Source organism: Pseudomonas sp. 22189 (genome assembly GCF_052045635.1).
Taxonomy (GTDB): Bacteria; Pseudomonadota; Gammaproteobacteria; order Pseudomonadales; family Pseudomonadaceae; genus Aquipseudomonas; species Aquipseudomonas parakoreensis.
In genome coordinates this window covers 179,732-203,068 of record NZ_JBQEPG010000004.1, presented here as the reverse complement: position 1 = coordinate 203,068, position 23,337 = coordinate 179,732, and the positions used below count along the sequence as shown (strand labels likewise).

Sequence of the window (23,337 nt, the reverse complement as noted above, 5' to 3'; positions counted from 1 at the left end):
GTTCCAGGGGATACGATTCAGGTACAGACCTTAACATGACCGGGGGGCACTGCGCTTCAGGCAGCCAGAAAGTAAGAAGCCTCCCAGCTGTCAGACTGGAAGGCTTCGCGGCGGTAGCTGCCTTTGCCCTTGGTCGGTCGTTCCTGGCGGCTGCGGAACAGGGGTTGGGCAATAATGGATTTGGCCTTGTTCGGGCCATGTTTCGATGGCTTTTTGCTCATGAGGGTTCTCTCGAGTGAGTGGTTTTGCAGAGCAAATAATCTGCCGATGTTGGACGTCTGTCCAGTCCCTGATAGGTAGGAGTGTTCTCACGCTTTCGCGAGCAGGCTCGCTCCCACATTTGGAATGATTTTCAATGTGGGAGCGAGCCTGCTCGCGAAGGGTCGTTTGCGGTATGACAGATTATTCGGCGGGCAGCGAAAGGCGTTGGCCCGCCATCAACAACGCCAATCGGCTCAGGCTCATCCATGGCGAACCAGCGGCCTGACCCTTGATTTGCGCGTCAATGCGCTGGGCCTCCAGCAGCAACTGCGCCCAGCGTGGCGCCGAGTAGCGTTGCAGGGCTTTGCTCATCAGCGGTTTGCGTTTGTCCCAGACCGGCGGTTTCGCCTGACTGAAACACTTGTCCAGCGGCGTGCCCTGGCTGTACTGCAGCGAGATATTGGCCAGCAGGCGCAACTCCCGTGCCAGCGCCCAGAGAATCACCGGTGGCTCGACGCCTTCACCGCGCAGGCCTTCGAGCATGCGCAGGGCGTGGGCCGGTTCGCCGTTGAGTACGGCATCGGTCAGGCCGAACACGTCGAAGCGCGCACTGTCGGCCACCGCGGCCTGCACGGTTTCGACGGTGATCTGCCCACCTTCGGCCATCAGCTTGAGCTTTTCGATTTCCTGCGCGGCGGCGAGCAGGTTGCCCTCCACGCGTGCGGCAATCAGTTCGACCGCGTCCTGACTGGCCGACAAACCGGCTTGCGACAGACGCTGGCGAATCCAGCTCGGCAGCTGATTGGCATCCACCGGCCAGATCTGAATGAACTGGGTCTGCTGACCTTCGACCAGCGCCTTGCCCCACTTGGTCTTCTGCGCACTGCCGTCGAGCTTGGGCAAGCTGATCAGCAGCACGGTGTCTTCAGCGGGGCGTGAGCAGTATTCGATCAGTGCGGCAGCGCCCTTGTCACCGGGCTTGCCCGAAGGCAGGCGCAGTTCCAGCAGGCGTTTTTCGGCGAACAGCGACATGCTGGCGCCGGCCTGCAACAAGCTCCCCCAATCGAAATTGGCGTCGGCGGCGAACACCTGGCGTTCGTCGAAACCTTGTTGGCGGGCAGCACTGCGGATGGCGTCGGCGGCTTCCTGACACAACAGCGGGTCATCGCCGCTGATGATATAGACGGGCGCGAGCGCGCCTTGCAGGTGTTTGCCGAGTTGAGCGGGAGCGAGCTTCATAAGAGAGGGCGAACGGGGCGCCTCAGCGCCCCGTACGTCTTACTGCTGCGGCAGTTCGAGCGGCGACTGACGCGGGGTTTCCGCTTCAGCCTTCTGTGCCGCCTTCAGTGCATCGGCTTCAGCCCGGGCACGGTCGTTGGCCGCTTGCTGCAATTGCTGCAGTTGGCCCGGCGTCAGCTGTTGCAGGCGCAGCATCATGCGCTGAACCAATTCGCGACGGGTTTCGCGACGGGCGTCGTTGGCTTCCTGATCGGAGCCGACGAGGTTGTTGCCGTCGTGAATGAACACTTTCTGCACTTCGAGCTTGTCGCTCAGCAGGTTCAGATTGTGTTCGCCAACGATGTCGTAGTTCAGCACGGTGCTGACCTGGTATTCGCCCGTACGGCCGGCCCCGGCGTAGCTGAGGATGCGCTGGTTTTCCTGTTCGTCAGCCAGATACAGCTTGTACGGTGCGCCGCTGTAGACCTTGACGCCGCTGGACTCGAGCACCTGACGCAGCTGGGTGACGGTCTCGCCATAAGCGTTACGGGCGCTCAGATCGAGCTCCTTGATCGACAGTTCGTTGGTGCCGGTGCCACGCAGCTGGAAACCGCAGGCGCTCAGCAGAACGGCGAGGCCCATCACCAGCAGATTGCGTTTGATCATTGTGTTGCTCCCCTTGAAACCATGTGGGCCGACCCTGCGGCCCGAAAGGTTTTACAGTGCGTCAGGCGAGCCTGACGCCCAATCCAATTTAGCTGGCGACGATGTTAACCAGTTTCCCTGGTACAACGATCACTTTGCGAATGGTCAGACCGTCGACGAAACGCAGCACGTTTTCGTTGGCGCGGGCCGCCGCTTCAACTTCTTCGCGGGTGGCGCTGGCCGGCATTTCGATCTGGCCACGCAGCTTGCCGTTCACTTGAATGACCAGTTGCAGGCTGTCCTGCACCAGTGCGCTTTCATCGACCGCAGGCCAGCCGGCATCGATCACCGGGTCAGCGTGGCCCAGTTGATTCCACAGCTCATGGCTGATGTGCGGCGTGATCGGAGCCAGCAACAACGTCACGGCTTCCAGACCTTCGTGAATCAGCGCGCGGTCCTGTTCGGTGCCTTGCGCGGCTTTTTCCAGCACGTTCATCAGCGTCATCACCTGAGCGATGGCGGTGTTGAATTTGTGGTTTTGGCCGACGTCGTGACTGGCCTGCTTGATGGCCAGGTGGATGGCGCGGCGCACGGCTTTCTGCTCGTCGTTCAGGCCGGCGATGTCCAGCTTGCCCGGCAGGCCCTGGGTCACATGGGCCTGCGCCAGACGCCAGACGCGCTTGAGGAAGCGGTGCGAGCCTTCAACGCCGGAGTCCGACCATTCGGCGCTCATGTCCGGCGGCGAAGCGAACATCATGAACAGGCGGCAGGTGTCGGCGCCGAACTGATCGATCATCGACTGTGGGTCGACGCCGTTGTTCTTCGACTTGGCCATTTTCTCGGTGCCACCGATTTCCACCGGCAAGCCGTCGGATTTCAGTTTGGCGCTGATGACCTTGGCTTTGCTGTCGCGCTCCAGTTCCACGTCCGCCGGGTTGAACCAGGTGTAGGCACCGTTGGCTTCGCGACGATAGTAAGTCTCGGCGATTACCATGCCCTGGGTCAGCAGGTTCTTGAACGGCTCGTTGGAGCTGACCAGACCTTCGTCACGCATCAGCTTGTGGAAGAAGCGCGCGTACAGCAGGTGAAGAATGGCGTGTTCGATACCGCCGATGTACTGATCCACCGGCAACCAGTGGTCGGCCGCGGATTTTTCCACCAGGCCACCTTCAAAGTGCGGCGAGGCGTAACGGGCGTAGTACCACGAGGACTCGACGAAGGTGTCCATGGTGTCGGTTTCACGCTTGGCAGGCTGGCCGCATTTCGGGCAGCTGCACTCGTAGAATTCCGGCATGCGCGCCAGCGGCGAACCGGCGCCGTCCGGCACCACGTCTTCCGGCAGCACCACCGGCAACTGGTCTTCCGGCACCGGCACGTCACCGCAGGTGGCGCAGTGGATGATCGGGATTGGGCAGCCCCAATAGCGCTGACGGCTGATGCCCCAGTCGCGCAGGCGGAACTGGGTACGCGAGGCGCCGAGGTTTTTCTTGATCAGGGCGACTTCCATGGCGTCGAAGGCGCCGGTGAAGTCCAGACCGTCGAACTCGCCGGAGTTGATCAGCGTGCCGTGCTCACCGTAGGCGTCTTGCCACGGAGCCGGGTTGGTGTCGCCGGAGCTGGTGCGCACCACCGATTTCACCGGCAGGTTGTACTTGTGGGCGAATTCGAAATCGCGCTCGTCGTGCGCCGGGACCGCCATCACGGCGCCGTCGCCGTAATGCATCAGCACGTAGTTGGCGACCCATACCGGGAGTTTTTCACCGGTCAGCGGGTGCTCGACGAACAGGCCGGTCGGCAGGCCTTTCTTCTCTTGAGTGGCGACGTCGGCTTCAGCGACGCTGCCGCCCTTGCATTCGGCGATGAACGCTTGCAGCTCAGGATTGTTCTGCGCGGCCTGGGTGGCCAGCGGGTGCTCGGCAGCCACGGCAACGTAGGTCGCGCCCATCAGGGTGTCCGGACGGGTGGTGAAGACCTTGAGGGTGCCGGCTTCGCCGATCGAGTCGACGTTGTACGGGAACTGCACTTCCATGCCGCGGGATTTGCCGATCCAGTTGCGCTGCATTGTCTTGACCTGTTCCGGCCAGCCCGTCAGTTCGTCGAGGCTCTCCAGCAGCTCATCCGCGTAAGCGGTGATCTTGAAGTAGTACATCGGGATTTCGCGCTTTTCGATCAGCGCGCCGGAGCGCCAGCCGCGACCGTCGATCACCTGTTCGTTGGCCAGCACGGTCTGGTCGACCGGGTCCCAGTTCACGGTGCCGTTCTTGCGGTAGATCACGCCTTTTTCGAACAGGCGAGTGAACAGCCATTGTTCCCAGCGGTAGTAGTCCGGCTTGCAGGTGGTCACTTCACGGGACCAGTCCACCGCCAGGCCCAGGCTGCGCAGCTGGGATTTCATGTAGGCGATGTTTTCGTAGGTCCACTTGGCGGGCGCCACGTTGTTCTTCATCGCGGCGTTTTCCGCCGGCATGCCGAAGGCGTCCCAACCCATCGGTTGCAGAACGTTCTTGCCTTGCATGCGCTGGTAGCGGGAGATCACGTCGCCGATGGTGTAGTTGCGCACATGCCCCATGTGTAGCTTGCCGCTGGGGTAAGGGAACATCGACAGGCAGTAGTAGGTTTCCTTGCCTGGCTGTTCACTGACTTCAAAGGACTTTTGCTCGTCCCAGAACGACTGGGCGGCGGCTTCGATTTCACGGGGCTGATATTGTTCGTGCATGGCTACTTTTGTACTGGATAGGGGTGGCCTAATCCTCTTCAACGCGCCCTCCGGGGGATGCTCCGGACAGGCTGGAAGTGGAATGACAGGAAGCGCCGTAGCATACATGACCGCGCTTGGCCTAGGGAAACCCTGATTACAGCTGTCTGGCCCCCGAAAACCGTGGCGAGGGCCGTTGGTCGCGGCGTTCAGCCGGTTTGTGCAGCGAAGCTAAGCTCTTATTGGGGAGTGAGTCTTATCTTCAATGAGGTGAGGGATGGTGGAGCAACGGCAAAAAAACGTGACGAAACCCGAGTTGTACGAACGGTTGATGGATCGTCTGGGCATGGCGCTCGACGCTGCCAAAACCGCTGGCCGGCTGCGCGACGAGCGCCCCGTGGAACTGGAATTGCGTGGCTTGAGCCCCGCCGAGTTCAAACTGGTCAAGGCCTATCTGGATCGCAGTGAGCGTGAAGCGCATGGATACCTGTCGCAGGCAGTGAAACAGCTCGATACAGCACATTCAGCCAAGGTCATCTGGCTCAAGGACAAGGCGCCCGGCAGAGACACCGTCAAGGTTCGTTCTGTACAGGCCAAGTAAACGCATGGCAGGTCAAATAACGGATCTTTTCCAACAGGATCCTGCCTGTCGGTTGTAACGCATCATTAACACTCTTAGGCTTCGGGCATCTCTGGAGATGCCCCGATGCCTTTTCGTTACTTCATCAAACAACTTCTGTTGCCGCCCGGCATTCTTTTGCTGCTGTTGCTGGTCGCCTGGTGGCTGCGCCGTTCCCGGCCGCGACTGGCCGGCCTGTGCTTTGCCCTGGGGTTGGGTGGTTTCTGGCTGATGAGCCTGCCGGTGGTCGTGCAGTGGGGCGCCAAGGCACTGGAACGTGAGCCGCCGCTGCCCCGTGATGCCTGGTCAATCCTGGCGCAGCGGGCCGATGCCATTGTGGTGCTGGGTTCCGGGCGCGAGCGCGGTGATCTGGCCTGGGGTGAGGATCAGCCGACTGGCGTGGGGCTGGAGCGTCAGCGCTATGCGGCGCGACTGGCCAAGGCCTCCGGGCTGCCGATTCTGACCAGCGGTGGCCTGCATTACGGCACGCCGCCGACCGAGGCGAAGCTGATGGCCGATTCACTGCGCGATGATTTCGGCGTGACCACGCGCTGGCAGGAAGGTGAGAGTCGCACAACCTGGGAAAACGCCAAATTCAGCGCCGACATCTTGCTGCCCCAAGGCATAAAACGCGTGGTCGTGGTCACCCAGGCCTGGCATATGCCGCGCGCCGTGTGGTGTTTTCAGCAGGCAGGATTTGAGGTGGTGCCGGCGCCCGTAGGGTTTCTCGGGACCGATAATGCGCGACCGTTTGGTGGCTGGCTGCCGGAATTCAAGTCGATCTGGCAGAGCGGACAGTTGCTGAATGAGGCGGTGGGGCAGGTGGGGTATTCGTTGTTTTACCGCTAAGAGCACTGTTTTGAGAGGGCTTCCGTGGCGAGGGGATTTATCCCCGATGGGTGGCGAAGCCGCCCCAAAACCTGCATCTCGGTCTTTCAGGTAAATCGAGTGCAATGGATTTGCGATGACTGCGTCATCGATCGGGGATAAATCCCCTCACCACAGTGTTTATGGACTGCTTTTAAAGGGTTTTCGACATCCGGCTTGCCATCAGCGCCCAGCCAAACAGCAGCACACAGACGATGATCAGCGGCCACGAGCGCCATTGCAGGTACGGCGTCAGGTTGTGCATCGGCACCACTTCGCCATACAAAATGCCCTGCTCGAACTGCGGGATCTGCTCGGTGATCTGCCCGAACGGGTTGATCAGTCCGGTCACGCCATTGTTCGTAGCACGGATCATCCAACGGCCCGCTTCAAGTGCGCGCATCTGCGCCATTTGCAGGTGCTGCAACGGCCCAATCGAGGTGCCGAACCAGGTGTCGTTGCTGATCGTCAGCAGCAAGTCGCTGCGTGCCGACAGACCTGCAGCGAACTCCGGGTACACCACTTCGTAGCAGATGAATGGCGCAATCTGATAACCCTTGGCCTGCAGCAGCGGCTGATCCGCCGGACCGCGAGCGAAGTCGGACATCGGCAAGTCAAAGAACGCGATCAAGCCGCGCAGCAGATCCTGCAACGGCACGTATTCGCCGAACGGCACCAATTTCTGCTTGAGGTAGGTACCATCGCCTTCGCCGACCACGGTAATGCCGTTGAAGAAGCGTTTTTCGTGACGAACCGTCTCGCGGATCGGTACGCCGGTGATCAACGCCGATTTACGCTCGGCGGCGAAGTTACCCATCATGTTCAGGTAGCCCTCGGCGGACTCCTTGAGCACCGGCACTGCGGTTTCCGGCCAGATCAGCAGGTCCACCGGTTTGGAGCGGAAACTCAGGTCGCGGTACAGCGCCAGTTGCGCATTGAGCTGCGCCGGGTCCCACTTCATGCTTTGTTCGACGTTGCCCTGAATCGCAGCAACGCTCAGTGCCGGACCGGACGGACTGGTCCAGGCGTGGCCCTTGAGCGCAATGCCCGCCACCCATGGCCCGACCAGCAACACCAGGCCAGCCGCGATAAAGCCCTTGCGACCGGATTGCAACAAACGGGGCGTGTTGTAGATCAGCGCTGCAGTCAGCGCCAGAGCGAACGATACCAGCCACATGCCGCCGACCGGCGCGAGCCCGGCCAACGGGCCTTCGAGTTGGCTGTAGCCGGAGTAGAGCCACGGGAAACCGGTGAGGAACCAGCCGCGAAAGGCTTCCTGGCCGACCCACAACGCAGCAAACGCCAAGGCATCGGCCAGCGGTGCTTCATTGCGGCGCAACCAGCGCGCCCAGACCCAGGCGGGCAGGGCGAAGAAGAACGCGATCGCTGCGGTGAACAGCAGCATCAGGAACCCGGCCAGCAGCACCGATGCGCCACCGAAATGGTGGATGCTGTAGTAGATCCAGCTGGTGCCGGCACCGAACAGGCCGAAACCGAAGCACCAGCCACGCCCCAGCGCCTGACGCGGTTTCAGCTCACGCAGGCCGGCGTAAAACAGGCCGACCGCGAGCAAAGCCAGCGGCCAGATGTTGAACGGGGCCAGGGCGAAGGTAGTGATTGCACCGGCCGCCACGGCCAGCAGGTTACCGGGCCAGCCGGGGCGGGTTGTCCAGCGCATTTCAGTCCTTAGATTTAACGAGCGATTGGCGTAAGTCGCAGCAAATGAATCCGACGGCTGTCGGCGTTCAGGATGCGGAAACGATAGGCGCCGATTTCAGTGATTTCGTTACGTTTTGGCAAGTGCCCGAACGCGCTCATCACCAGACCGCCGACGGTGTCGAACTCGTCGTCGGAGAATTCGCTGTCGAAGAACTCGTTGAAGTTCTCGATCGGCGTCAGGGCCTTGATCAGGAAGTCACCGCTGGGCAGCGGCTTGATGTAGCTGTCTTCTTCGACGTCGTGCTCGTCTTCGATGTCGCCGACGATCTGTTCCAGCACGTCTTCGATCGTGACCAGACCAGCCACGCCGCCGTATTCGTCAATGACGATAGCCATGTGGTTGTGATTGGCGCGGAATTCACGCAGCAACACGTTCAGACGCTTGGACTCCGGTACGAAGGTGGCCGGGCGCAGCAGGTCCTTGATGTTGAAGCTGTCGCCGTTCTCCTTGAGGATCAGCGGCAGCAGGTCCTTGGCCAGCAACACGCCCATCACGTCGTCGTGGCTTTCGCCAATGACCGGGTAGCGAGAGTGCGCCGAGTCGAGCACGGCCGGAAGGAATTCACGAGGGGTCTGGGTCGCCTTGATGCTGATCATCTGCGAACGCGGGACCATGATGTCGCGTACTTGCAGGTCAGCCACCTGAATGGCGCCTTCGACGATGGCCAGCGCTTCGCTGTCCAGCAGTTTGTTCTGATGTGCATCACGCAGCAGCTCAAGCAGCTCCTGACGGTTCTTCGGCTCGTGGGCAAAAGCCTGGGTCAGTTTACCCAGCCATGACTTCTGCCCGTTGCTCGATCGATCTTCGCTCATAGCGATTACTCTGAATCCTTTGTTGTAACGATAGGGGATGTTTCGGTTTCGTCGTCCGCGTACGGATCGGGGTAGCCCAGTTCGGCAAGCAACTCGCGTTCCAGTGCTTCCATTTCTTCAGCTTCGTCGTCATCTATATGGTCGTAACCGAGCAGATGCAAGCAGCCGTGAATGACTAGATGTGCCCAATGGGCCTTGAGTTCCTTGCCTTGTTCGGCAGCTTCGCGTTCGACCACCGCCACGCAGATCACCAGATCGCCGAGCAGCGGTATGTCGAGGAATTCGTCCGGGACTTCCGCCGGGAACGACAGGACGTTGGTCGCGTAATCCTTGTGGCGCCAGGTGTGATTGAGTTCGCGGCCTTCTTCCTCGTCGACCAGGCGAATGGTCATTTCCGAGTCGGCGCTGCGCTGGCGCAGAGCCAGTTCGCACCATTGGCGGAACTCGGTTTCACTCGGGGCGCTCGCTTCGGTGGCGATTTGCAGATCCAGCTCAAGCATCGCGCGAGGTTTCCCTGGCGGCTTCGGCACGGGTCTCGAAGCGTTCGTAGGCCTCGACGATCCGCTGCACCAACGGGTGGCGCACGACGTCTTTGGGCTGGAAGTGGGTGAAGCTGATGCCCGGAACATCCTTGAGTACTTCGATCACATGATGCAGGCCGGACTTGGTGCCGCGCGGCAGGTCGACCTGGGTGATGTCACCGGTGATCACGGCGGTGGAGCCAAAGCCGATCCGGGTCAGGAACATTTTCATCTGCTCGACGGTGGTGTTCTGGCTTTCGTCGAGAATGATGAAGCTGTTGTTCAACGTACGACCGCGCATGTACGCCAGTGGCGCGACTTCGATCACCTGACGCTCGATCAGCTTGGCCACGTATTCGAAGCCGAGCATCTCGTAGAGCGCGTCATAGAGCGGGCGCAGGTACGGGTCGATCTTCTGCGCCAGGTCACCGGGCAGGAAGCCGAGCTTCTCACCGGCTTCAACCGCCGGACGTACCAGCAGGATGCGGCGGATCTGCTCGCGCTCCAAGGCATCAACGGCGCAAGCCACAGCCAGATAAGTCTTGCCGGTACCGGCCGGGCCGATGCCGAAGTTGATGTCGTTGCCGAGGATTTCCTTCACGTAGCGCAGCTGATTCAAGCCACGGGGGCGAATCATGCCTTTCTTGGTGCGCAGGGCGACGGAGGCTTCAGCGGGAGCGTGATTGTCCAGTTCGACGACGGCCGATTCCTGGAGGAACAGGTGCACCATGTCCGGCGACAGCTCGGTACCCTTGGTTTCGCGGTACAGGCGGCGCAGCAGGTTTTCCGCAGACGTGGTGTGCTTAGGGTCGCCGATCAATTCGAACTGGTTTCCGCGATTGCGGATCTCGATGGCCAGGCGCTGTTCGATCAAGCGCAGATGCTCGTCGAACTGCCCGCACAGATTGGCGAAGCGGCGAGCCTCAAAGGGCTCGAGGATAAAACGATGTGGTTCTATGGGTGCGTTCAAGGTCGTATTTAGCCGCCCTGGGGCAATTAAGATGAAATCAAGGATAACGCCAGTGGCGTGGGTGCGAAAGCTCTTAAATATCGATGCGAGTTTGGAGCGCCTTTCTGTGGCGGGTGGAGTTCTCTGTGGCGAGGGGATTCATCCCCGATGGGCCGCGGAGCGGCCCCAAAGCCAGAGCTCTTGGTATGGCAGATTCACCGCAACTTCAGCGTTGGGTCGGCTGCGCCAACCATCGGGGATAAATCCCCTCACCACAACAGTCCTACTACAGAAGGCGCGCGATGTTATTGGACCAGCGAGCCGCGCAGCGAGTGCGGTTGCGCCGCGTCGATGTGCACGTCGGCGAACTGGCCGATCAGGGTCGGATTATCGCAGCGGAAGTTGACGATACGATTATTCTCGGTGCGCCCTTGCAGCTCGCCCGGGTCTTTCTTCGAATAGTCAGTAACCAGAATGCGCTGGATCGAACCGACCATTTGTCGGCTGATCTCGAACCCTTGCTGATTCAAGCGATGCTGCAAGGCGTTCAGGCGTTCTTTCTTCAGCTCTTCCGGGGTGTCATCGGCCAGATCGGCCGCCGGCGTGCCCGGACGCTGGCTGTAGACGAACGAATAGGAGAAGTCGAAGCCGACATCGGCAATCAGCTTCATGGTTTGTTCGAAGTCTTTTTCGGTCTCGCCCGGGAAACCAACGATGAAATCCGAACTGATGCAGATGCCCGGCACGGCAGCGCGCAATTTGCGCAGCTTGGACTTGTACTCCAGTGCGGTGTGGTTGCGCTTCATTGCGGCCAGAATTCGATCCGAGCCCGACTGCACCGGCAAGTGCAGGTGTTTGACCAGTTCCGGCACTTCGGCGTGGGCCTGGATCAGGCTGTCGGAGAACTCCAGCGGGTGCGAGGTGGTGTAGCGGATACGGTCGATACCGTCGACGGCGGCGACCACGCGGATCAGCTCGGCCAGATCGGCCAGACGCCCATCGTGGGTCAGGCCGCGATAGCCGTTGACGTTTTGCCCCAACAGGGTCACTTCACGCACGCCGTGTTCGGCGAGGTGGATGATCTCGGCGATCACGTCATCGAACGGCCGGCTGACTTCTTCACCACGGGTGTAAGGCACCACGCAGAACGTGCAGTATTTGCTGCAGCCTTCCATCACCGACACGTAGGCGCTCGGGCCATCGATGCGCGGCTCGGGCAAGTGGTCGAATTTCTCGATTTCCGGAAACGAGACGTCGACTTGCGGCAGCTTGCTGCTGCGCGCGGCGTCGATCATTTCTGGCAGGCGGTGCAAGGTCTGCGGGCCGAACACCACGTCGACGTACGGGGCGCGATCACGGATCGCCGCGCCTTCCTGGCTGGCCACGCAACCGCCGACGGCGATCACCATGTCCGGGTTGGCCAGTTTCAGTTCGCGCCAGCGGCCGAGCTGCGAGTACACCCGATCCTGGGCGCGCTCGCGGATCGAGCAGGTATTGAGCAGAATCACGTCGGCATCTTCAGCGCGCGCGGTGACTTCCAGGGCCTGATGTTCGCCCAGCAGATCGACCATGCGCGAGCTGTCGTACTCGTTCATCTGGCAACCGTGGGTTTCGATGTAAAGCTTCTTGGCCATGGAGTAGGGTCGTCACGTGATTCAAAGAACCCGGCATTATAGGGAACAAGCCCTCAGGTTCCTACCGCTGCGCGTCCGGTGGCTATGCTATAGTTTGCGCCCTCATTTTTATCCCCGATGTTATCCCCCCGCCATGACCAAACGCGAAGCTCCAATCTATAAGGTGATTTTCCTCAACCAGGGCCAGGTGTTCGAAATGTACGCCAAGCAGATCTATCAAAGTGATTTGTGGGGTTTTCTGGAAGTGGAAGAGTTCGTCTTTGGCGAGCGCACGCAAGTGGTGGTCGATCCGAGCGAAGAGAAGCTCAAGGCGCAGTTCGAAGGCGTGGTGCGCAGCTTTGTGCCGATGCATTCGATCGTGCGCATCGACGAGGTGGAACGTCTGGGCACCCCGAAAATCAGCGAAGCCCGCGGCGCGGTCGGCAATGTGATGCCGTTTCCGATGCCGATGCCTGAGAAGTAAGCCCGGATCTGGATTTGAAATGATTTGTGGCGAGGGGATTTATCCCCGATCGACTGCGAAGCAGTCGCAAGTCCATTCAGCAAGGTATGTCAGAAGGAACTTGATTGCAGGGTTTTGGGGCTGCTACGCAACCCATCGGGGATAAATCCCCTCGCCACGAAAGCTCTTATGGCAATGGCGAAAACGGCGTACGCCCATCGGCGTTCTGCAGTTCCATCAGGTATTTACGGAAAATTTGCCCCAGCACCTGGGTCGCGGTTTCGAGGTCTTCGCGGGACATTTTTTCGGAGACTTCGTCGGCGGTGTCCAGCGCATCTTCGGCGCCGTTGACCGCGGCCATCTTCAGCACGATGTACGCCTGAATGTTGTTGGCCTGCACGCCTTCACCGTGGAAGAACATGGTGCCGAGCTTGAACTGCGCCTGAGCGTGGCCTTGCAACGAGGCCTTTTCGAAATAGCTCAGGGCTTGATTGAGATCGCGTGGCGCATTCTTGCCGTCGTAGTAGAACTCACCCAACTCGTATTGCGCTTGTGCATCCCCTTCGTCCGCCGCTTTCTGGCAGGCGGCCAGTGCCTGCGTGACGTCTTGCGGCTGGGTATTGAGGGTGCAACGACCCATCGCCGGGATCAACAACGAGTTGCCGCCTGCTTGTGCATGCGCGAGCAGGGGCTGAAGGAGCAACAGGCAGCCCAAGGCAAGGGTGCGGCCGGTGCGGTTCATGGGAATCGACTTACCTCTGAAGGGCACGCGGACCCATCGAGGGATCCAATAAGCGCGCATTATGAAATAAGCAGGGCCAACCTTACAAAGTCTTTACTCGTTTTTCTGCTGCGCGGGGAATATATCGCCCACTTTCTTGCCGATTTTTAGCAGAGGCGTGGGAAAAACGGCTTGGGTGTAGGTAAAAGCTGACGCTGGCGATGGCCAACGTCAGCGGCACGGCGATTACTTCAGTGCGGCGAAGGCGCGCTCGGCAGCGTCCAGAGTGATTTTCAGCTCGGCTTCGCCGTGGGCGATCGAGGTGAAACCGGCTTCGAATGCGCTCGGCGCCAGGTACACGCCACCTTCGAGCATCAGGTGGAAGAAGCGACCGAACAGCGCAGCGTCGCTGGCCATCACGTCTTCAAAAGTGACGATGTCGTCGGCACCGCTGAAGTACAGGCCGAACATGCCACCCGCTTGCGTGGTGACGAACGGAATGCCCGCCGCATCGGCGCGTTGTTGCAGGCCATCGAGCAGGCGCGTGGTGTAATCGGTCAGCTCGGCGTGGAAGCCCGGACGGCTGATCAGGCGCAGGGTGGTCAGACCGGCGGCCATCGCCAGCGGGTTACCCGACAGGGTGCCGGCCTGATACACCGGGCCCAGCGGCGCGATGCGCTGCATGATTTCACGCTTGCCGCCGAAGCAGCCGACCGGCATGCCGCCGCCGATGATCTTGCCGAACGTGGTCAGATCCGGGGTTACGCCGTAGTACGCCTGAGCGCCACCGAGGGCCACACGGAAACCGGTCATCACTTCGTCGAAAATCAGCACCACGCCATGCTTGTCGCACAGCGAACGCAGGCCTTCGAGAAAACCCGGTGCCGGCGGTACGCAGTTCATGTTGCCCGCCACTGGCTCGACGATGATGCAGGCGACATCCTGACCGACTTCGGCGAGCATCTTCTCAACCGCGTCGATGTCGTTGAACGGCAGGGTCAAGGTGTGTTTGGCAAATGCTGCCGGTACACCGGCGGAGCTCGGCACGCCTTGAGTCAGTGCGCCGGAACCGGCCTTGACCAGCAGGCTGTCGGAGTGACCGTGGTAGCAACCTTCGAACTTGATGATGCTGTCACGACCGGTGTAACCACGGGCCAGACGGATTGCGCTCATGGTCGCTTCGGTGCCGGAGCTGACCATGCGCACCATGTCCATCGACGGCACCAGCGAGCAGACCAGATCGGCCATCTCGGTTTCCATCGCGGTCGGCGCACCGTAGGACAGGCCGTGTTGCAGTTGATTGCGCACCGCGTCGAGCACATCCGGGTGACTGTGGCCGAGGATCATCGGCCCCCACGAACCGACGTAATCCACATAACGCTTGTCGTCTTCGTCAGTGACGTAGGCGCCTTCGGCATGCTTGAAGAACAGCGGTGTGCCGCCCACGCTCTTGAACGCGCGAACCGGCGAGTTCACGCCACCGGGAATGTGTTTCTGGGCATTGGCAAACAGGGTTTCGGAACGAGACATGTTCGGGTTCTCAAATCAGATTTTCAGAAGTTCGTTGAAGGCGCGGGCGCGGCGGGTCACTTCGGCGGTGCTCTGGGCACCGAACAAGCCGTGGACCACCGCCAGCAGGTCGACACCGTGGGCCACCAGCGGCGCGGCGTTGTCGAGGGTGATGCCGCCAATCGCGCAGACCGGCAGATGCAGCTTGCGTTTGGCCTCGTCGAGCAGATCGAGGCTGCAGCTTGGCGCGCCGGGTTTGGTGCTGGAATTGAAGAAGCGACCGAAGGCGACATAACTCGCGCCTTCTTTGGCGGCTTGCTCGGCCAGTTCGAGTTGCGCGTGGCAGGTCGAACCGATGATGGCTTTGGAGCCGAGCAGGGCGCGGGTCGGCGACAGCGGGCCGTCGGTCTGCCCCAGGTGCACGCCGACGTTCAGGCGCGCGGCCAGTTCGGCGTCATCGTTGATGATCAACTGCGTCTTGTAACGCTCGCACAGATCACGCAAAGCTTCGGCCTCGCGCAGGCGGCGGGCCTCGTCGCTGCTTTTGTCGCGGTATTGCAGCAGGGTGACGCCGCCTTCCAGCGCCGCCTCCACGTACGACAGAAACTTGCCCGCCAGCAACTGGCTGTCGGTGATGGCGTACAGGCCACGTAGTTTCATCAGGCAGACCTCACGGCGTTACGAGCAAAAATCCAGCGGCAGACGACGCGGCACAAACTGGCCTTTGCCCAGTTGTTCGGCATCGCGCAGGGTGCGCCAAGTGTAATCCAGCGCGGTACGCACGGCGCTGGCGAGGTGTTCGCCCTGGGCCAGACGACCGGCGATAGCGCTGGCCAGGGTACAACCGGAGCCGTGATAGCTGCCTGGCAGACGCTGGCAATAGAAGGTTTCACGCAGGCCGTCACGGCCGTACAGGCGATTGTGGATTTCAGTTTCGTCGCCGTGGCCGCCGGTGATCAGCAGGTTTTTGACGAACGGCAGGAGTTTTTCCGCGCATTCGTCCGCGGTGCCTTCGGGCAGTTCGGCAAGAATCCGCGCTTCGGGAAGGTTGGGGGTGGCAATGATCGACAGCGGCAGCAGACGCTCGCGCATCGCGTAACCGACTTCATCCTTGCCCAGTCGTCCGCCGCCGCCGGCACGCAGCACCGGGTCACAGACCACCGGCAGGTGCGGGTGCGCAGAAAGCAGTTCGACCACAGTGTCGACCATTTCCAGCGAACCGAGCATGCCCAGTTTGACCGCTGCGACTTCGGAGTCGTTGAGCACGGCATTGGCCTGGGCCAGTACCCACTCACGGTCGAGGACGCGGAAGTCAGTGACATTGACGGTGTCTTGCACGGTCAGGGCGGTGACGGCCGGAGCCGCATGGCAACCCTGCGCAAGCAAGGCTTCGATATCTGCCTGCAAGCCGGCGCCACCACTGGGGTCGTGGCCGGAGAGACAGAGGACAACGGGGCGGGAGCTGTAGATATTCATGGTGCGCGAGCTTACCACCAAACCTGATTTTGGGGTTCAGTCCTGAAAGCGTTTGGCTAGAGATTGTCTGACACATTGCGGCCATTAGTCGGGTAGCAATGGTGGCGAGGGGATTTATCCCCGATGCGCTGCGAAGCAGTCGCAAATCCATTCTACGAATCGTGTCTGAAAGAATCTGGTTGCATGGTTTGGGGCCGCTTCGCGACCCATCGGGGATAAATCCCCTCGCCACAGAGGTATGCACAACATGCGCCGTTGTAGCGAGTTGACCAACTCAACAGCTCTAGTCCGCAGCTTTGCTCTGAAACGCCCGTTCTAGAGCCTTTGCAGGAAAAATTTCGATGGTGCTCAATGGCCATCAACGGCTATGCTAGTCTGGATCCAAACCAATAACAGGTAATACCGGTTTTACGTCTACTCAAAGGGAATGGGGGGCTTCCTGACACAACCGGACGAGCCACGCTGGGGCTTCAATGCGCTATTTGCTGATGTTGCTGTTCTGCTTGCCCCTCCTCGCAAGCGCCGTCGAGTTCGACGAAAATACCCAGAGCCTCCCGCTGGGCCGCTCCTTGCAGGTGTTCGAAGACCCAAGCGGTCAGGCGAACATCGCCGACGTTCGCGCTCAAGCGGCGGCGGGCAATTTCAAACCCCACGACAAAGCCACGCTCAATGCCGGTTACTCGCGCTCGGCGTTCTGGCTGAAGATCGATCTGCATTACCGTCCGAACAATCCGGCCGCGCAGCGCACCTGGCTGCTGGAGCTGGCGTATCCGCCGCTGGATCACCTCGACCTTTATATGGCCGATGCCAATGGCGACTATCGGCTGATCCGGCAAACCGGTGACGCCTTGCCGTTCGCCAGCCGCGAAATCCGTCAGAACAATTACCTGTTCGACCTGACCTTCGCCCCTGACCAGCAAAAAACCGTGTACCTGCGCCTGGCCAGTGAAGGTTCGATTCAGGCGCCGGTGACGTTATGGTCGAGCACCGCGTACCTCGAAGATCAACCGGTGCGCCTGTATGTGCTGGGGATCATCTATGGCGTGCTGCTGGGGATGCTGGTCTACAACCTGTTCATCTACTTGAGCGTGCGCGACACCAGCTACCTTTACTACATCTTCTACATCGCCTCGTTCGGCCTCTATCAACTGTCGGTGAACGGCGCGGCGGTCGAGTATTTCTGGCCGGACAATCCGTGGTGGGCCAACGCCGCCACGCCGTTCTTCATCGGTTGCGCCGGGCTGTTCGGCAGCCAGTTCGCCCGCAGTTTCCTGCAGACCAGAACCCACAGCCGCTGGCTCGACCATTTGCTGATCGCCCTGATCGCGTTCGGTGCGCTGGTGGTCGGGCTGTCGCTGATGACCAGCTATGCGCTGTCGTTGCGCCTGGCGACCCTGTTGGCGCTGGTGTTCACCGTGGTGATTTTCGCTGCCGGGATCCTCGCTTGGTGGCGCGGCTTGCGGGTAGCGCGTTACTTCATTATTGCCTGGTCGGCGTTTTTGCTCGGCGGTATCGTCAACACGCTGATGGTGCTCGGCTTGCTGCCAAACGTATTCCTGACCATGTACGCCAGTCAGATCGGCTCGGCGATCGAAGTTGCGCTGCTGTCGTTGGCGCTGGCCGACCGCATCAACGCGATGCGCGAGCAACAGGCGCAGACCCTGTTCGATGCCGGGCAGAAACTCGAAGTGCTCAACCAGCAACTGGCGCACAGCAACAAGCTCAAGGATGAATTCCTCGCGACCCTGACCCACGAATTGCGCACGCCGATGAACGGCGTGATCGGTTCGCTGGAACTGATGCAGACCGTCGAACTGGAGCCTGAACTGGAGCAATACCAGCAAACCGCCGCCGGTTCTGCGCGGGACATGATGCGCATGGTCAATGGCATCCTCACCCTCACCGAATTGCAGGCCGGCAAGCTGAAAGCGACGCCGGGCAGCTTCAGCCTGCGTGCGGTGGTCGAGGCCTTGCGCGTGCAGTTCGACGGCAACGCGGCGAGCAAGTCGCTGGACTTCAAGGTCGAGGTGCTGCCGACCCTGCCGGATCGCTTGCACGGCGACAGTGCAAAACTGGCGCAGTGCCTGGAGTGCCTGCTGGACAACGCGATCAAGTTCACCCGGGTCGGTGGCCTGGCGCTGCGCGTCACCGGCAAGCCGGCGGCGGAAAACCGCTTGGCGCTGTCGTTTGCGGTGATCGACACCGGCATCGGTTTCACCGATCTGGGCGAGGCGACGCTGTATCAGCGCTTCTTCCAGCTCGACGGCTCGATGACCCGCGAATACGGTGGCCTGGGCGTGGGGCTGGCGATCTGTCGGCAACTGGTGGAGTTGCTCGGCGGCAAGCTCACCCATCGTTCCGAACCCGGGCGTGGCAGCCGTTTTCAGCTGGACGTCGAGTTCGAACTGCCGGCGGTCGAAGCGGCGCCGAACCCGGCCCCGCTGCAGGAGCGGATCCGTGCGCCGCAGGACTGCACGGTATTGCTGGTCGACGACAACAGCGTCAATCAACTGGTGATGCGCGGCATGCTGCTCAAGCTCGGTTTCCGCGTGCGCACGGCGGACAACGGCGCGGCGGCACTCGATTGCCTGCAACGGGAAAACTTCGATGCGGTGCTGATCGATTGCCAGTTGCCCTCCCACGAAGGCGCGTCGCTGTGCTGCCAGATTCATGCGTTGCCCGGCTGCGCCAGTCTGCCGGTGTTCATGCTGGCGCAGGGCACGGATCGCGAGCATTGCGCGCCGGGTACGCGCATCGATTACCTGAACAAACCGGTGAAATTCGAAGACCTGCAGACGGCGCTGGAGCGTCGGGTGCTCAGCGCGTAACAGGGTGAAAGCGCCGACAGTTCGGCGCATATGACACTTTGATCAGTCACGGGCCAGTGCTTAACTGGATTCCTTGGCTGACCAAAGGAGCCGCGTCATGAACCTGCATCAGTTCGCCGAAACCCACGAAGTCACCAACCAGCCGCCATCGCTGGATGGCGCCAACCTGTACCGCATCGACCTGCCATTGCAGGAGTGGTCGCGCCGCTTTGGCGCCGGTTGGGCCGAGTCGCGGATCGATGCCTACGGTGCGCTGGCCGGCGGACCGCTGATGGCCGCCGGGTTCCTCGCCAATCAGAACAAACCGGTGTTCGTCAGCCATGACCGGTACGGCCATCGCATTGATCTGGTGGAATTTCATCCGGCCTATCATGAGCTGATGCGCACCGCGATCGAACATGGCCTGACCTCGTCACCCTGGACTCATCCGCAGGACGGCGCGCATGTTGCCCGCGCCTCGATGAGCTATCTGCACAGCCAGGCCGAGGCGGGTAGCGGTTGCCCGTTGACCATGACGTTCGCCAGCGTCCCGGCCCTGCGTTTGCAGCCGGATCTGGCCGAACAGTGGCTGCCGAAAATCCTTGCCACCGAGTACGACCCGCGCAATGTCGGTATGGCGCACAAGGCCGGCGTGACCATCGGTATGGCGATGACCGAGAAACAGGGCGGCACCGACGTGCGGGCCAATACCACCAAGGCTTACCCGGTGGGTGCCAGTGGCCCGGGCCAGGCCTATGAACTGGTCGGGCACAAGTGGTTCTGCTCGGCGCCGATGTGCGATGCGTTTCTGACCCTGGCGCAAACCGACAAGGGTCTGACCTGTTTCCTGCTGCCGCGCCATCGTCCGGACGACACGCGCAATCAGTTCTACATCCAGCGCCTGAAAAACAAACTCGGCAACCAGTCCAACGCCTCCAGCGAAGTGGAGTTTCGCGGCGCGCTGGCATGGATGGTCGGCGAGGAGGGGCGCGGCGTACCAACCATCATCGAGATGGTGGCGATGACCCGTTTCGATTGCATGGTCGGCTCCAGCTCGCTGATGCGTCAGGCGCTGACTCAGGCCAGCCATCACTGCGCGCACCGTTCGGTCGGCGGCAAGCTGCTCAGCGAGCAACCGTTGATGCAGAACGTGCTGGCCGATCTGGCGCTGGAAAGCGAGGCCGCACTGGCGCTGAGCCTGCGCATGGGCAAGGCGCTGGATCATCTGGATGACCGCCACGAAGCACAATTCGCCCGGCTGGTGACGGCAGTGGGCAAGTACTGGATCTGCAAACGTGCCCCCGCAATGATCAACGAAGCCGCCGAGTGCATGGGCGGTGCCGGGTATGTCGAGGAGAGCATCCTGCCACGGCTGTATCGCGAAGCGCCGGTCAACTCGACGTGGGAAGGCTCGGGGAATGTGCAGTGCCTCGACGTGTTGCGCGCACTGTCGAAAGAGCCGGGTGTGCTCGATGTGCTGTTCAGCGAGTTGGGCAACGGCCATGGCGACAAGCGTCTGGCCACGCATATCCAACAGTTGCAGGCGCAGTTCAAGGACACCGGCGATATTCAATACCGCGCGCGGCAACTGACTGAAGATATAGCGCTGGGGTTGCAAGCCAAGTTGTTGCTGGAGGCGGGTAATGCGGCGGTCAGTGATGCGTTTATTGCCAGCCGTCTGAACGGTGGCGGCCGGGTCTATGGCGCATTGCCGCGGGGCCTGGACGTCGAAGCCATCGTCACCCGCTCAACCCCCCAAGGGTTCTGACCCCACACAAATCCCCTGTAGGAGCTGCCGCAGGCTGCGATCTTTTGATCCTGATCTTTTTAAAAGCAAGATCAAGAGATCGCAGCCTGCGGCAGCTCCTACAAGAGACCGTGTGTGACCGACATATTGTGCGGTTGCCAACATGCCACTGTTCCCGTGAGACCACGATGCAGGCAAGATGAAGCTCTGCAAGTCAGAACACAGGAAGCTGATCGTGACCGAAGCGTTTATTGTCGTTCAAACCGCCGAGCAAGCCGTGGATCGTCTGGCCGAGCTGCATGAGCGGGCCACCACTGCGCTGAACTCGGCGCTCAAGCGTTACCTCAAGGATCGCGTCGAGCCCGACGCCGAACAGCGCGCTCTGTTTCGTTATCCCGAACTGCGTCTGACCTACCTGTGTCAGGGCGAAGTCCCGCAGACCACCCGCGCCTATGCCAAGGTGCAACTGCCGGGCACTTACAGCGTCACCGTCACCCACCCCAAGGCGTTCCGCAAATACCTGCTGGAACAACTGGTGCCGTTGATGCACGACTTCACCGTGACCGTGGAAGTCGGCGTCAGTCAGCAGAACATTCCGTACCCGTACGTGGTCGAGCAGGGCGATGAGCTGGCCGGCTCCGGCGTCACCGCTGCGGTGCTGGCGCGAGTGTTTCCGAGTACCGACCTGTCCGCCGCCACCGATGGCATCGCCGACGGTCTCTACGACTGGGAAAACACCGATCCGCTGCCACTGGCGCTGTTCGACGCCGCGCGGGTCGACTTCTCGCTGCGTCGTCTGGTGCACTACACCGGCAGCGACTGGCGCCATGTGCAGCCGTGGATACTGCTGACCAACTACCATCGCTACGTCGACCAGTTCATCGTCCATGGCCTGGAACAACTGCGCAAAGACCCGCGTTTCGTGCGTATGGTCCTGCCGGGCAATGTGATCATCGAGAAGGGCATGGATCACGGCGAAGCCTCGGCGATTGCCGCTGGCGTGGTCTGGCACCGCTACCAGATGCCGGCCTATCACCTGATCGCCAACGACGGCCATGGCGTAACCCTGGTCAACATCGGCGTCGGCCCGTCCAACGCCAAGAACATCACCGACCACCTGGCGGTGCTGCGTCCGCATTGCTGGCTGATGATTGGCCACTGCGGCGGCCTGCGCCAGTCGCAGACCATCGGCGACTACGTGCTGGCGCACGCCTACATGCGTCGCGACGGGATTCTCGACCGTGTGGTGCCGCCGAATATTCCGATCCCGGCGCTGGCCGAAGTGCAACTGGCGCTGCAACAAGCCGCGGCCAATATCACCGGCGAGAAGGGCGAGGAGCTGAAAAAGCGTCTGCGCACCGGCACCGTGCTGACCTACGATGACCGTAACTGGGAATTGCGCTGGGCGCAGGAACGTCCGTTGATCAACCTGTCCCGCGCCGTGGCGGTGGACATGGAAAGCGGCACCATCGCCGCCCAGGGCTATCGCCTGCGGGTGCCTTACGGCACGTTGCTGTGCGTCTCGGACAAACCGCTGCACAGCGAAATCAAGCTGCCGGGTTCGGCCAACGCGTTCTACGAGCGTGCGGTCAGTCAGCACTTGAAGATCGGCATCGAGGCGGTGGATCTGCTGCGCACCGAACTCAATTCGCTGCACTCGCGCAAACTGCGCAGCTTCGACGAGCCGCCGTTCCGTTAACGGTTAGTCGTGGTCATTTGGCGGTCGGGGCACTAGCATTAGCAGCCCTGACCGTCAGATGTTCTTTTCGCCATGTCCCGTCCCCCGCGTCCTCCTTCCCGCCGCCCTGGCGCGAAGCCTTCCCCCTCAGCGCCACGTCGTGTCGCCAAGGCGCCGCCGGCCGAGCCGAAGCTGATCCTGTTCAACAAACCGTTCGATGTCCTCACGCAATTCAGCGATGAAGGCGGGCGGGCGACGCTCAAGGATTTCATCGATGTGCCGGGCATTTATCCGGCGGGGCGCCTGGATCGCGACAGTGAAGGTTTGTTGTTGCTGACCAATGACGGTCAGTTGCAGGCGCGGATCGCCGACCCGAAACACAAGTTGCCGAAGACGTACTGGGTGCAGGTCGAAGGCGAGCCGACGGCTGAACAACTGCAGCGTCTGCGCGACGGTGTCGAGCTGAACGACGGCATGACTCTGCCCGCCGAGGCGCGGCAACTGGATGAGCCTGAACTGTGGCCACGCAATCCGCCGGTACGCTTTCGCAAAAGCGTGCCGACCCGTTGGCTGGAGTTGGTGATTCGAGAGGGACGCAACCGTCAGGTGCGACGGATGACTGCCGCGGTGGGGCTGCCGACGTTGCGGCTGGTGCGGGTGCGGATTGGCGACTGGACGCTTGAAGGGCTCGATCAGGGCCAGTGGAAGGAAGTGCCGGCGCGGTTATAGAGCGCCGGATTCGATCAGGCCGATCACCACACTCTTGATGATGAACGCGGCTACGCCCAGACCCAGCACGAAGAACAGAATGAACGAGCCGAAGCGCCCGGCCTTGGACTTCTTCGCCAGATCCCAGACGATGAAACCCATGAAAATGATCAGGATGCTGACCAGGCCAGTCATCATCCACTCTTCGAATACTGCAGGATCCATCGGGCATCTCCGGCGCGCACAGGGCTGAAAAAGGGCTCGGCGATTATACGCCTGGGGCGGCTGAGGACGCATTGATCTGCGTCGGTGTGCCGAACCTCTATCATGCGTCCCGTGTAGGAGCTGCCGAAGGCTGCGATCTTTTG

At 61.2% G+C, this 23,337-nt stretch carries 21 protein-coding genes; 7 read left to right on the top strand and 14 right to left on the bottom strand.

Features of this window, described 5'->3' with window-relative positions:
• Positions 1–56: 56 nt before the first annotated feature.
• The 4 genes from arfA to leuS all read right to left on the bottom strand — a co-directional run bounded on the left by arfA (position 57) and on the right by leuS (position 4,780).
• Positions 57–221 carry an alternative ribosome rescue factor ArfA gene (arfA, locus tag ACTJKS_RS05750; RefSeq protein WP_003228536.1) on the bottom strand — a complete coding sequence of 55 codons (165 nt, stop codon included), beginning with the start codon at positions 219–221 and terminating at the stop codon, positions 57–59.
• A 181-nt stretch (positions 222–402) separates the two neighbouring features.
• The gene (holA, locus tag ACTJKS_RS05745; protein WP_108183905.1) at positions 403–1,440 is read right to left on the bottom strand and encodes a DNA polymerase III subunit delta; all 1,038 of its coding nucleotides are present in this window, start codon (positions 1,438–1,440) and stop codon (positions 403–405) included.
• A 39-nt stretch (positions 1,441–1,479) separates the two neighbouring features.
• Positions 1,480–2,085 carry an LPS-assembly lipoprotein LptE gene (locus ACTJKS_RS05740; RefSeq protein WP_108183904.1) on the bottom strand — a complete coding sequence of 202 codons (606 nt, stop codon included), beginning with the start codon at positions 2,083–2,085 and terminating at the stop codon, positions 1,480–1,482.
• An 88-nt stretch (positions 2,086–2,173) separates the two neighbouring features.
• Positions 2,174–4,780 (bottom strand): leucine--tRNA ligase, encoded by a 2,607-nt coding sequence (gene leuS, locus ACTJKS_RS05735; protein ID WP_108183903.1) that lies wholly within the window; start codon positions 4,778–4,780, stop codon positions 2,174–2,176.
• Positions 4,781–5,036: 256 nt separating this feature from the next.
• Here leuS and ACTJKS_RS05730 point away from each other — a divergent pair, with 256 nt between their 5' ends.
• Both ACTJKS_RS05730 and ACTJKS_RS05725 read left to right on the top strand, forming a co-directional pair.
• Positions 5,037–5,360 (top strand): hypothetical protein, encoded by a 324-nt coding sequence (locus ACTJKS_RS05730; RefSeq protein WP_047296802.1) that lies wholly within the window; start codon positions 5,037–5,039, stop codon positions 5,358–5,360.
• A gap of 105 nt (positions 5,361–5,465) precedes the next feature.
• On the top strand, positions 5,466–6,227 hold the full coding sequence (locus ACTJKS_RS05725; RefSeq protein ID WP_108183902.1) for a YdcF family protein: 762 nt from the start codon (positions 5,466–5,468) through the stop codon (positions 6,225–6,227).
• A gap of 172 nt (positions 6,228–6,399) precedes the next feature.
• Here ACTJKS_RS05725 and lnt read toward each other — a convergent pair whose 3' ends face one another.
• From lnt to miaB, 5 genes are all read right to left on the bottom strand, one after another.
• Positions 6,400–7,923, bottom strand: coding sequence for an apolipoprotein N-acyltransferase (gene lnt, locus ACTJKS_RS05720; RefSeq protein WP_108183901.1), 1,524 nt, complete (start codon positions 7,921–7,923; stop codon positions 6,400–6,402).
• A gap of 14 nt (positions 7,924–7,937) precedes the next feature.
• On the bottom strand, positions 7,938–8,777 hold the full coding sequence (locus ACTJKS_RS05715; protein WP_003228526.1) for an HlyC/CorC family transporter: 840 nt from the start codon (positions 8,775–8,777) through the stop codon (positions 7,938–7,940).
• 5 nt (positions 8,778–8,782) lie between these two features.
• Positions 8,783–9,277, bottom strand: a complete 495-nt coding sequence (gene ybeY, locus ACTJKS_RS05710) for an rRNA maturation RNase YbeY (RefSeq protein ID WP_041065031.1) — start codon at positions 9,275–9,277, stop codon at positions 8,783–8,785.
• Entirely contained in the window at positions 9,270–10,268 is a 999-nt protein-coding gene (locus ACTJKS_RS05705) for a PhoH family protein (RefSeq protein ID WP_097089326.1), read from the bottom strand. Before ACTJKS_RS05705 ends, ybeY begins: the two co-directional genes overlap by 8 nt.
• A 284-nt stretch (positions 10,269–10,552) precedes the next feature.
• The gene (miaB, locus tag ACTJKS_RS05700) at positions 10,553–11,881 is read right to left on the bottom strand and encodes a tRNA (N6-isopentenyl adenosine(37)-C2)-methylthiotransferase MiaB (RefSeq protein ID WP_108183900.1); all 1,329 of its coding nucleotides are present in this window, start codon (positions 11,879–11,881) and stop codon (positions 10,553–10,555) included.
• Between the two features lie 133 nt (positions 11,882–12,014).
• Between miaB and ACTJKS_RS05695 the strand changes: the two genes are divergently transcribed.
• A complete protein-coding gene (locus ACTJKS_RS05695) occupies positions 12,015–12,344 on the top strand; it encodes a DUF1820 family protein (protein WP_003185742.1) in 330 nt (109 codons plus the stop codon).
• Positions 12,345–12,510: 166 nt separating this feature from the next.
• Here the strand turns inward: ACTJKS_RS05695 and ACTJKS_RS05690 are convergent, their stop codons facing one another.
• The 4 genes from ACTJKS_RS05690 to ACTJKS_RS05675 form a co-directional block, all read right to left on the bottom strand.
• Positions 12,511–13,065, bottom strand: a complete 555-nt coding sequence (locus tag ACTJKS_RS05690; protein ID WP_047296791.1) for a tetratricopeptide repeat protein — start codon at positions 13,063–13,065, stop codon at positions 12,511–12,513.
• Positions 13,066–13,290: 225 nt separating this feature from the next.
• Positions 13,291–14,574: a glutamate-1-semialdehyde 2,1-aminomutase gene (gene hemL / locus ACTJKS_RS05685; protein WP_086793045.1), complete on the bottom strand. Its 1,284-nt coding sequence runs from the start codon at positions 14,572–14,574 to the stop codon at positions 13,291–13,293.
• Positions 14,575–14,589: 15 nt separating this feature from the next.
• A complete protein-coding gene (thiE, locus tag ACTJKS_RS05680) occupies positions 14,590–15,213 on the bottom strand; it encodes a thiamine phosphate synthase (RefSeq protein ID WP_041065048.1) in 624 nt (207 codons plus the stop codon).
• 18 nt (positions 15,214–15,231) lie between these two features.
• Entirely contained in the window at positions 15,232–16,029 is a 798-nt protein-coding gene (locus tag ACTJKS_RS05675; RefSeq protein ID WP_108183899.1) for a hydroxymethylpyrimidine/phosphomethylpyrimidine kinase, read from the bottom strand.
• A 473-nt stretch (positions 16,030–16,502) separates the two neighbouring features.
• Here ACTJKS_RS05675 and ACTJKS_RS05670 point away from each other — a divergent pair, with 473 nt between their 5' ends.
• The 4 genes from ACTJKS_RS05670 to ACTJKS_RS05655 all read left to right on the top strand — a co-directional run bounded on the left by ACTJKS_RS05670 (position 16,503) and on the right by ACTJKS_RS05655 (position 22,990).
• On the top strand, positions 16,503–18,857 hold the full coding sequence (locus ACTJKS_RS05670; RefSeq protein WP_142579974.1) for a hybrid sensor histidine kinase/response regulator: 2,355 nt from the start codon (positions 16,503–16,505) through the stop codon (positions 18,855–18,857).
• Between the two features lie 97 nt (positions 18,858–18,954).
• A complete protein-coding gene (locus tag ACTJKS_RS05665) occupies positions 18,955–20,604 on the top strand; it encodes an acyl-CoA dehydrogenase family protein (protein ID WP_108183897.1) in 1,650 nt (549 codons plus the stop codon).
• A 178-nt stretch (positions 20,605–20,782) separates the two neighbouring features.
• Positions 20,783–22,282 (top strand): AMP nucleosidase, encoded by a 1,500-nt coding sequence (gene amn, locus ACTJKS_RS05660; protein ID WP_161794895.1) that lies wholly within the window; start codon positions 20,783–20,785, stop codon positions 22,280–22,282.
• Between the two features lie 72 nt (positions 22,283–22,354).
• Positions 22,355–22,990, top strand: coding sequence for a pseudouridine synthase (locus ACTJKS_RS05655; RefSeq protein WP_041065061.1), 636 nt, complete (start codon positions 22,355–22,357; stop codon positions 22,988–22,990).
• Here the strand turns inward: ACTJKS_RS05655 and ACTJKS_RS05650 are convergent.
• Positions 22,985–23,194: a DUF2788 domain-containing protein gene (locus ACTJKS_RS05650; RefSeq protein ID WP_003228500.1), complete on the bottom strand. Its 210-nt coding sequence runs from the start codon at positions 23,192–23,194 to the stop codon at positions 22,985–22,987. The genes ACTJKS_RS05655 and ACTJKS_RS05650 overlap by 6 nt on opposite strands.
• Positions 23,195–23,337 lie beyond the last annotated feature (143 nt).

Bases quoted from the DNA above. Each gene is read 5' to 3' on its own strand.
- lnt (WP_108183901.1), bottom strand. From the start codon at position 7,923: ATGCGCTGGACAACCCGCCCCGGCTGGCCCGGTAACCTGCTGGCCGTG.
- ACTJKS_RS05695 (WP_003185742.1), top strand. From the start codon at position 12,015: ATGACCAAACGCGAAGCTCCAATCTATAAGGTGATTTTCCTCAACCAG.
- ACTJKS_RS05715 (WP_003228526.1), bottom strand. From the start codon at position 8,777: ATGAGCGAAGATCGATCGAGCAACGGGCAGAAGTCATGGCTGGGTAAA.
- ACTJKS_RS05665 (WP_108183897.1), top strand. From the start codon at position 18,955: ATGAACCTGCATCAGTTCGCCGAAACCCACGAAGTCACCAACCAGCCG.
- ACTJKS_RS05740 (WP_108183904.1), bottom strand. From the start codon at position 2,085: ATGATCAAACGCAATCTGCTGGTGATGGGCCTCGCCGTTCTGCTGAGC.
- ybeY (WP_041065031.1), bottom strand. From the start codon at position 9,277: ATGCTTGAGCTGGATCTGCAAATCGCCACCGAAGCGAGCGCCCCGAGT.
- ACTJKS_RS05670 (WP_142579974.1), top strand. From the start codon at position 16,503: ATGCGCTATTTGCTGATGTTGCTGTTCTGCTTGCCCCTCCTCGCAAGC.
- ACTJKS_RS05650 (WP_003228500.1), bottom strand. From the start codon at position 23,194: ATGGATCCTGCAGTATTCGAAGAGTGGATGATGACTGGCCTGGTCAGC.
- hemL (WP_086793045.1), bottom strand. From the start codon at position 14,574: ATGTCTCGTTCCGAAACCCTGTTTGCCAATGCCCAGAAACACATTCCC.
- ACTJKS_RS05730 (WP_047296802.1), top strand. From the start codon at position 5,037: ATGGTGGAGCAACGGCAAAAAAACGTGACGAAACCCGAGTTGTACGAA.
- leuS (WP_108183903.1), bottom strand. From the start codon at position 4,780: ATGCACGAACAATATCAGCCCCGTGAAATCGAAGCCGCCGCCCAGTCG.
- arfA (WP_003228536.1), bottom strand. From the start codon at position 221: ATGAGCAAAAAGCCATCGAAACATGGCCCGAACAAGGCCAAATCCATT.
- thiE (WP_041065048.1), bottom strand. From the start codon at position 15,213: ATGAAACTACGTGGCCTGTACGCCATCACCGACAGCCAGTTGCTGGCG.
- holA (WP_108183905.1), bottom strand. From the start codon at position 1,440: ATGAAGCTCGCTCCCGCTCAACTCGGCAAACACCTGCAAGGCGCGCTC.
- ACTJKS_RS05655 (WP_041065061.1), top strand. From the start codon at position 22,355: ATGTCCCGTCCCCCGCGTCCTCCTTCCCGCCGCCCTGGCGCGAAGCCT.
- miaB (WP_108183900.1), bottom strand. From the start codon at position 11,881: ATGGCCAAGAAGCTTTACATCGAAACCCACGGTTGCCAGATGAACGAG.
- ACTJKS_RS05675 (WP_108183899.1), bottom strand. From the start codon at position 16,029: ATGAATATCTACAGCTCCCGCCCCGTTGTCCTCTGTCTCTCCGGCCAC.
- amn (WP_161794895.1), top strand. From the start codon at position 20,783: ATGAAGCTCTGCAAGTCAGAACACAGGAAGCTGATCGTGACCGAAGCG.
- ACTJKS_RS05725 (WP_108183902.1), top strand. From the start codon at position 5,466: ATGCCTTTTCGTTACTTCATCAAACAACTTCTGTTGCCGCCCGGCATT.
- ACTJKS_RS05690 (WP_047296791.1), bottom strand. From the start codon at position 13,065: ATGAACCGCACCGGCCGCACCCTTGCCTTGGGCTGCCTGTTGCTCCTT.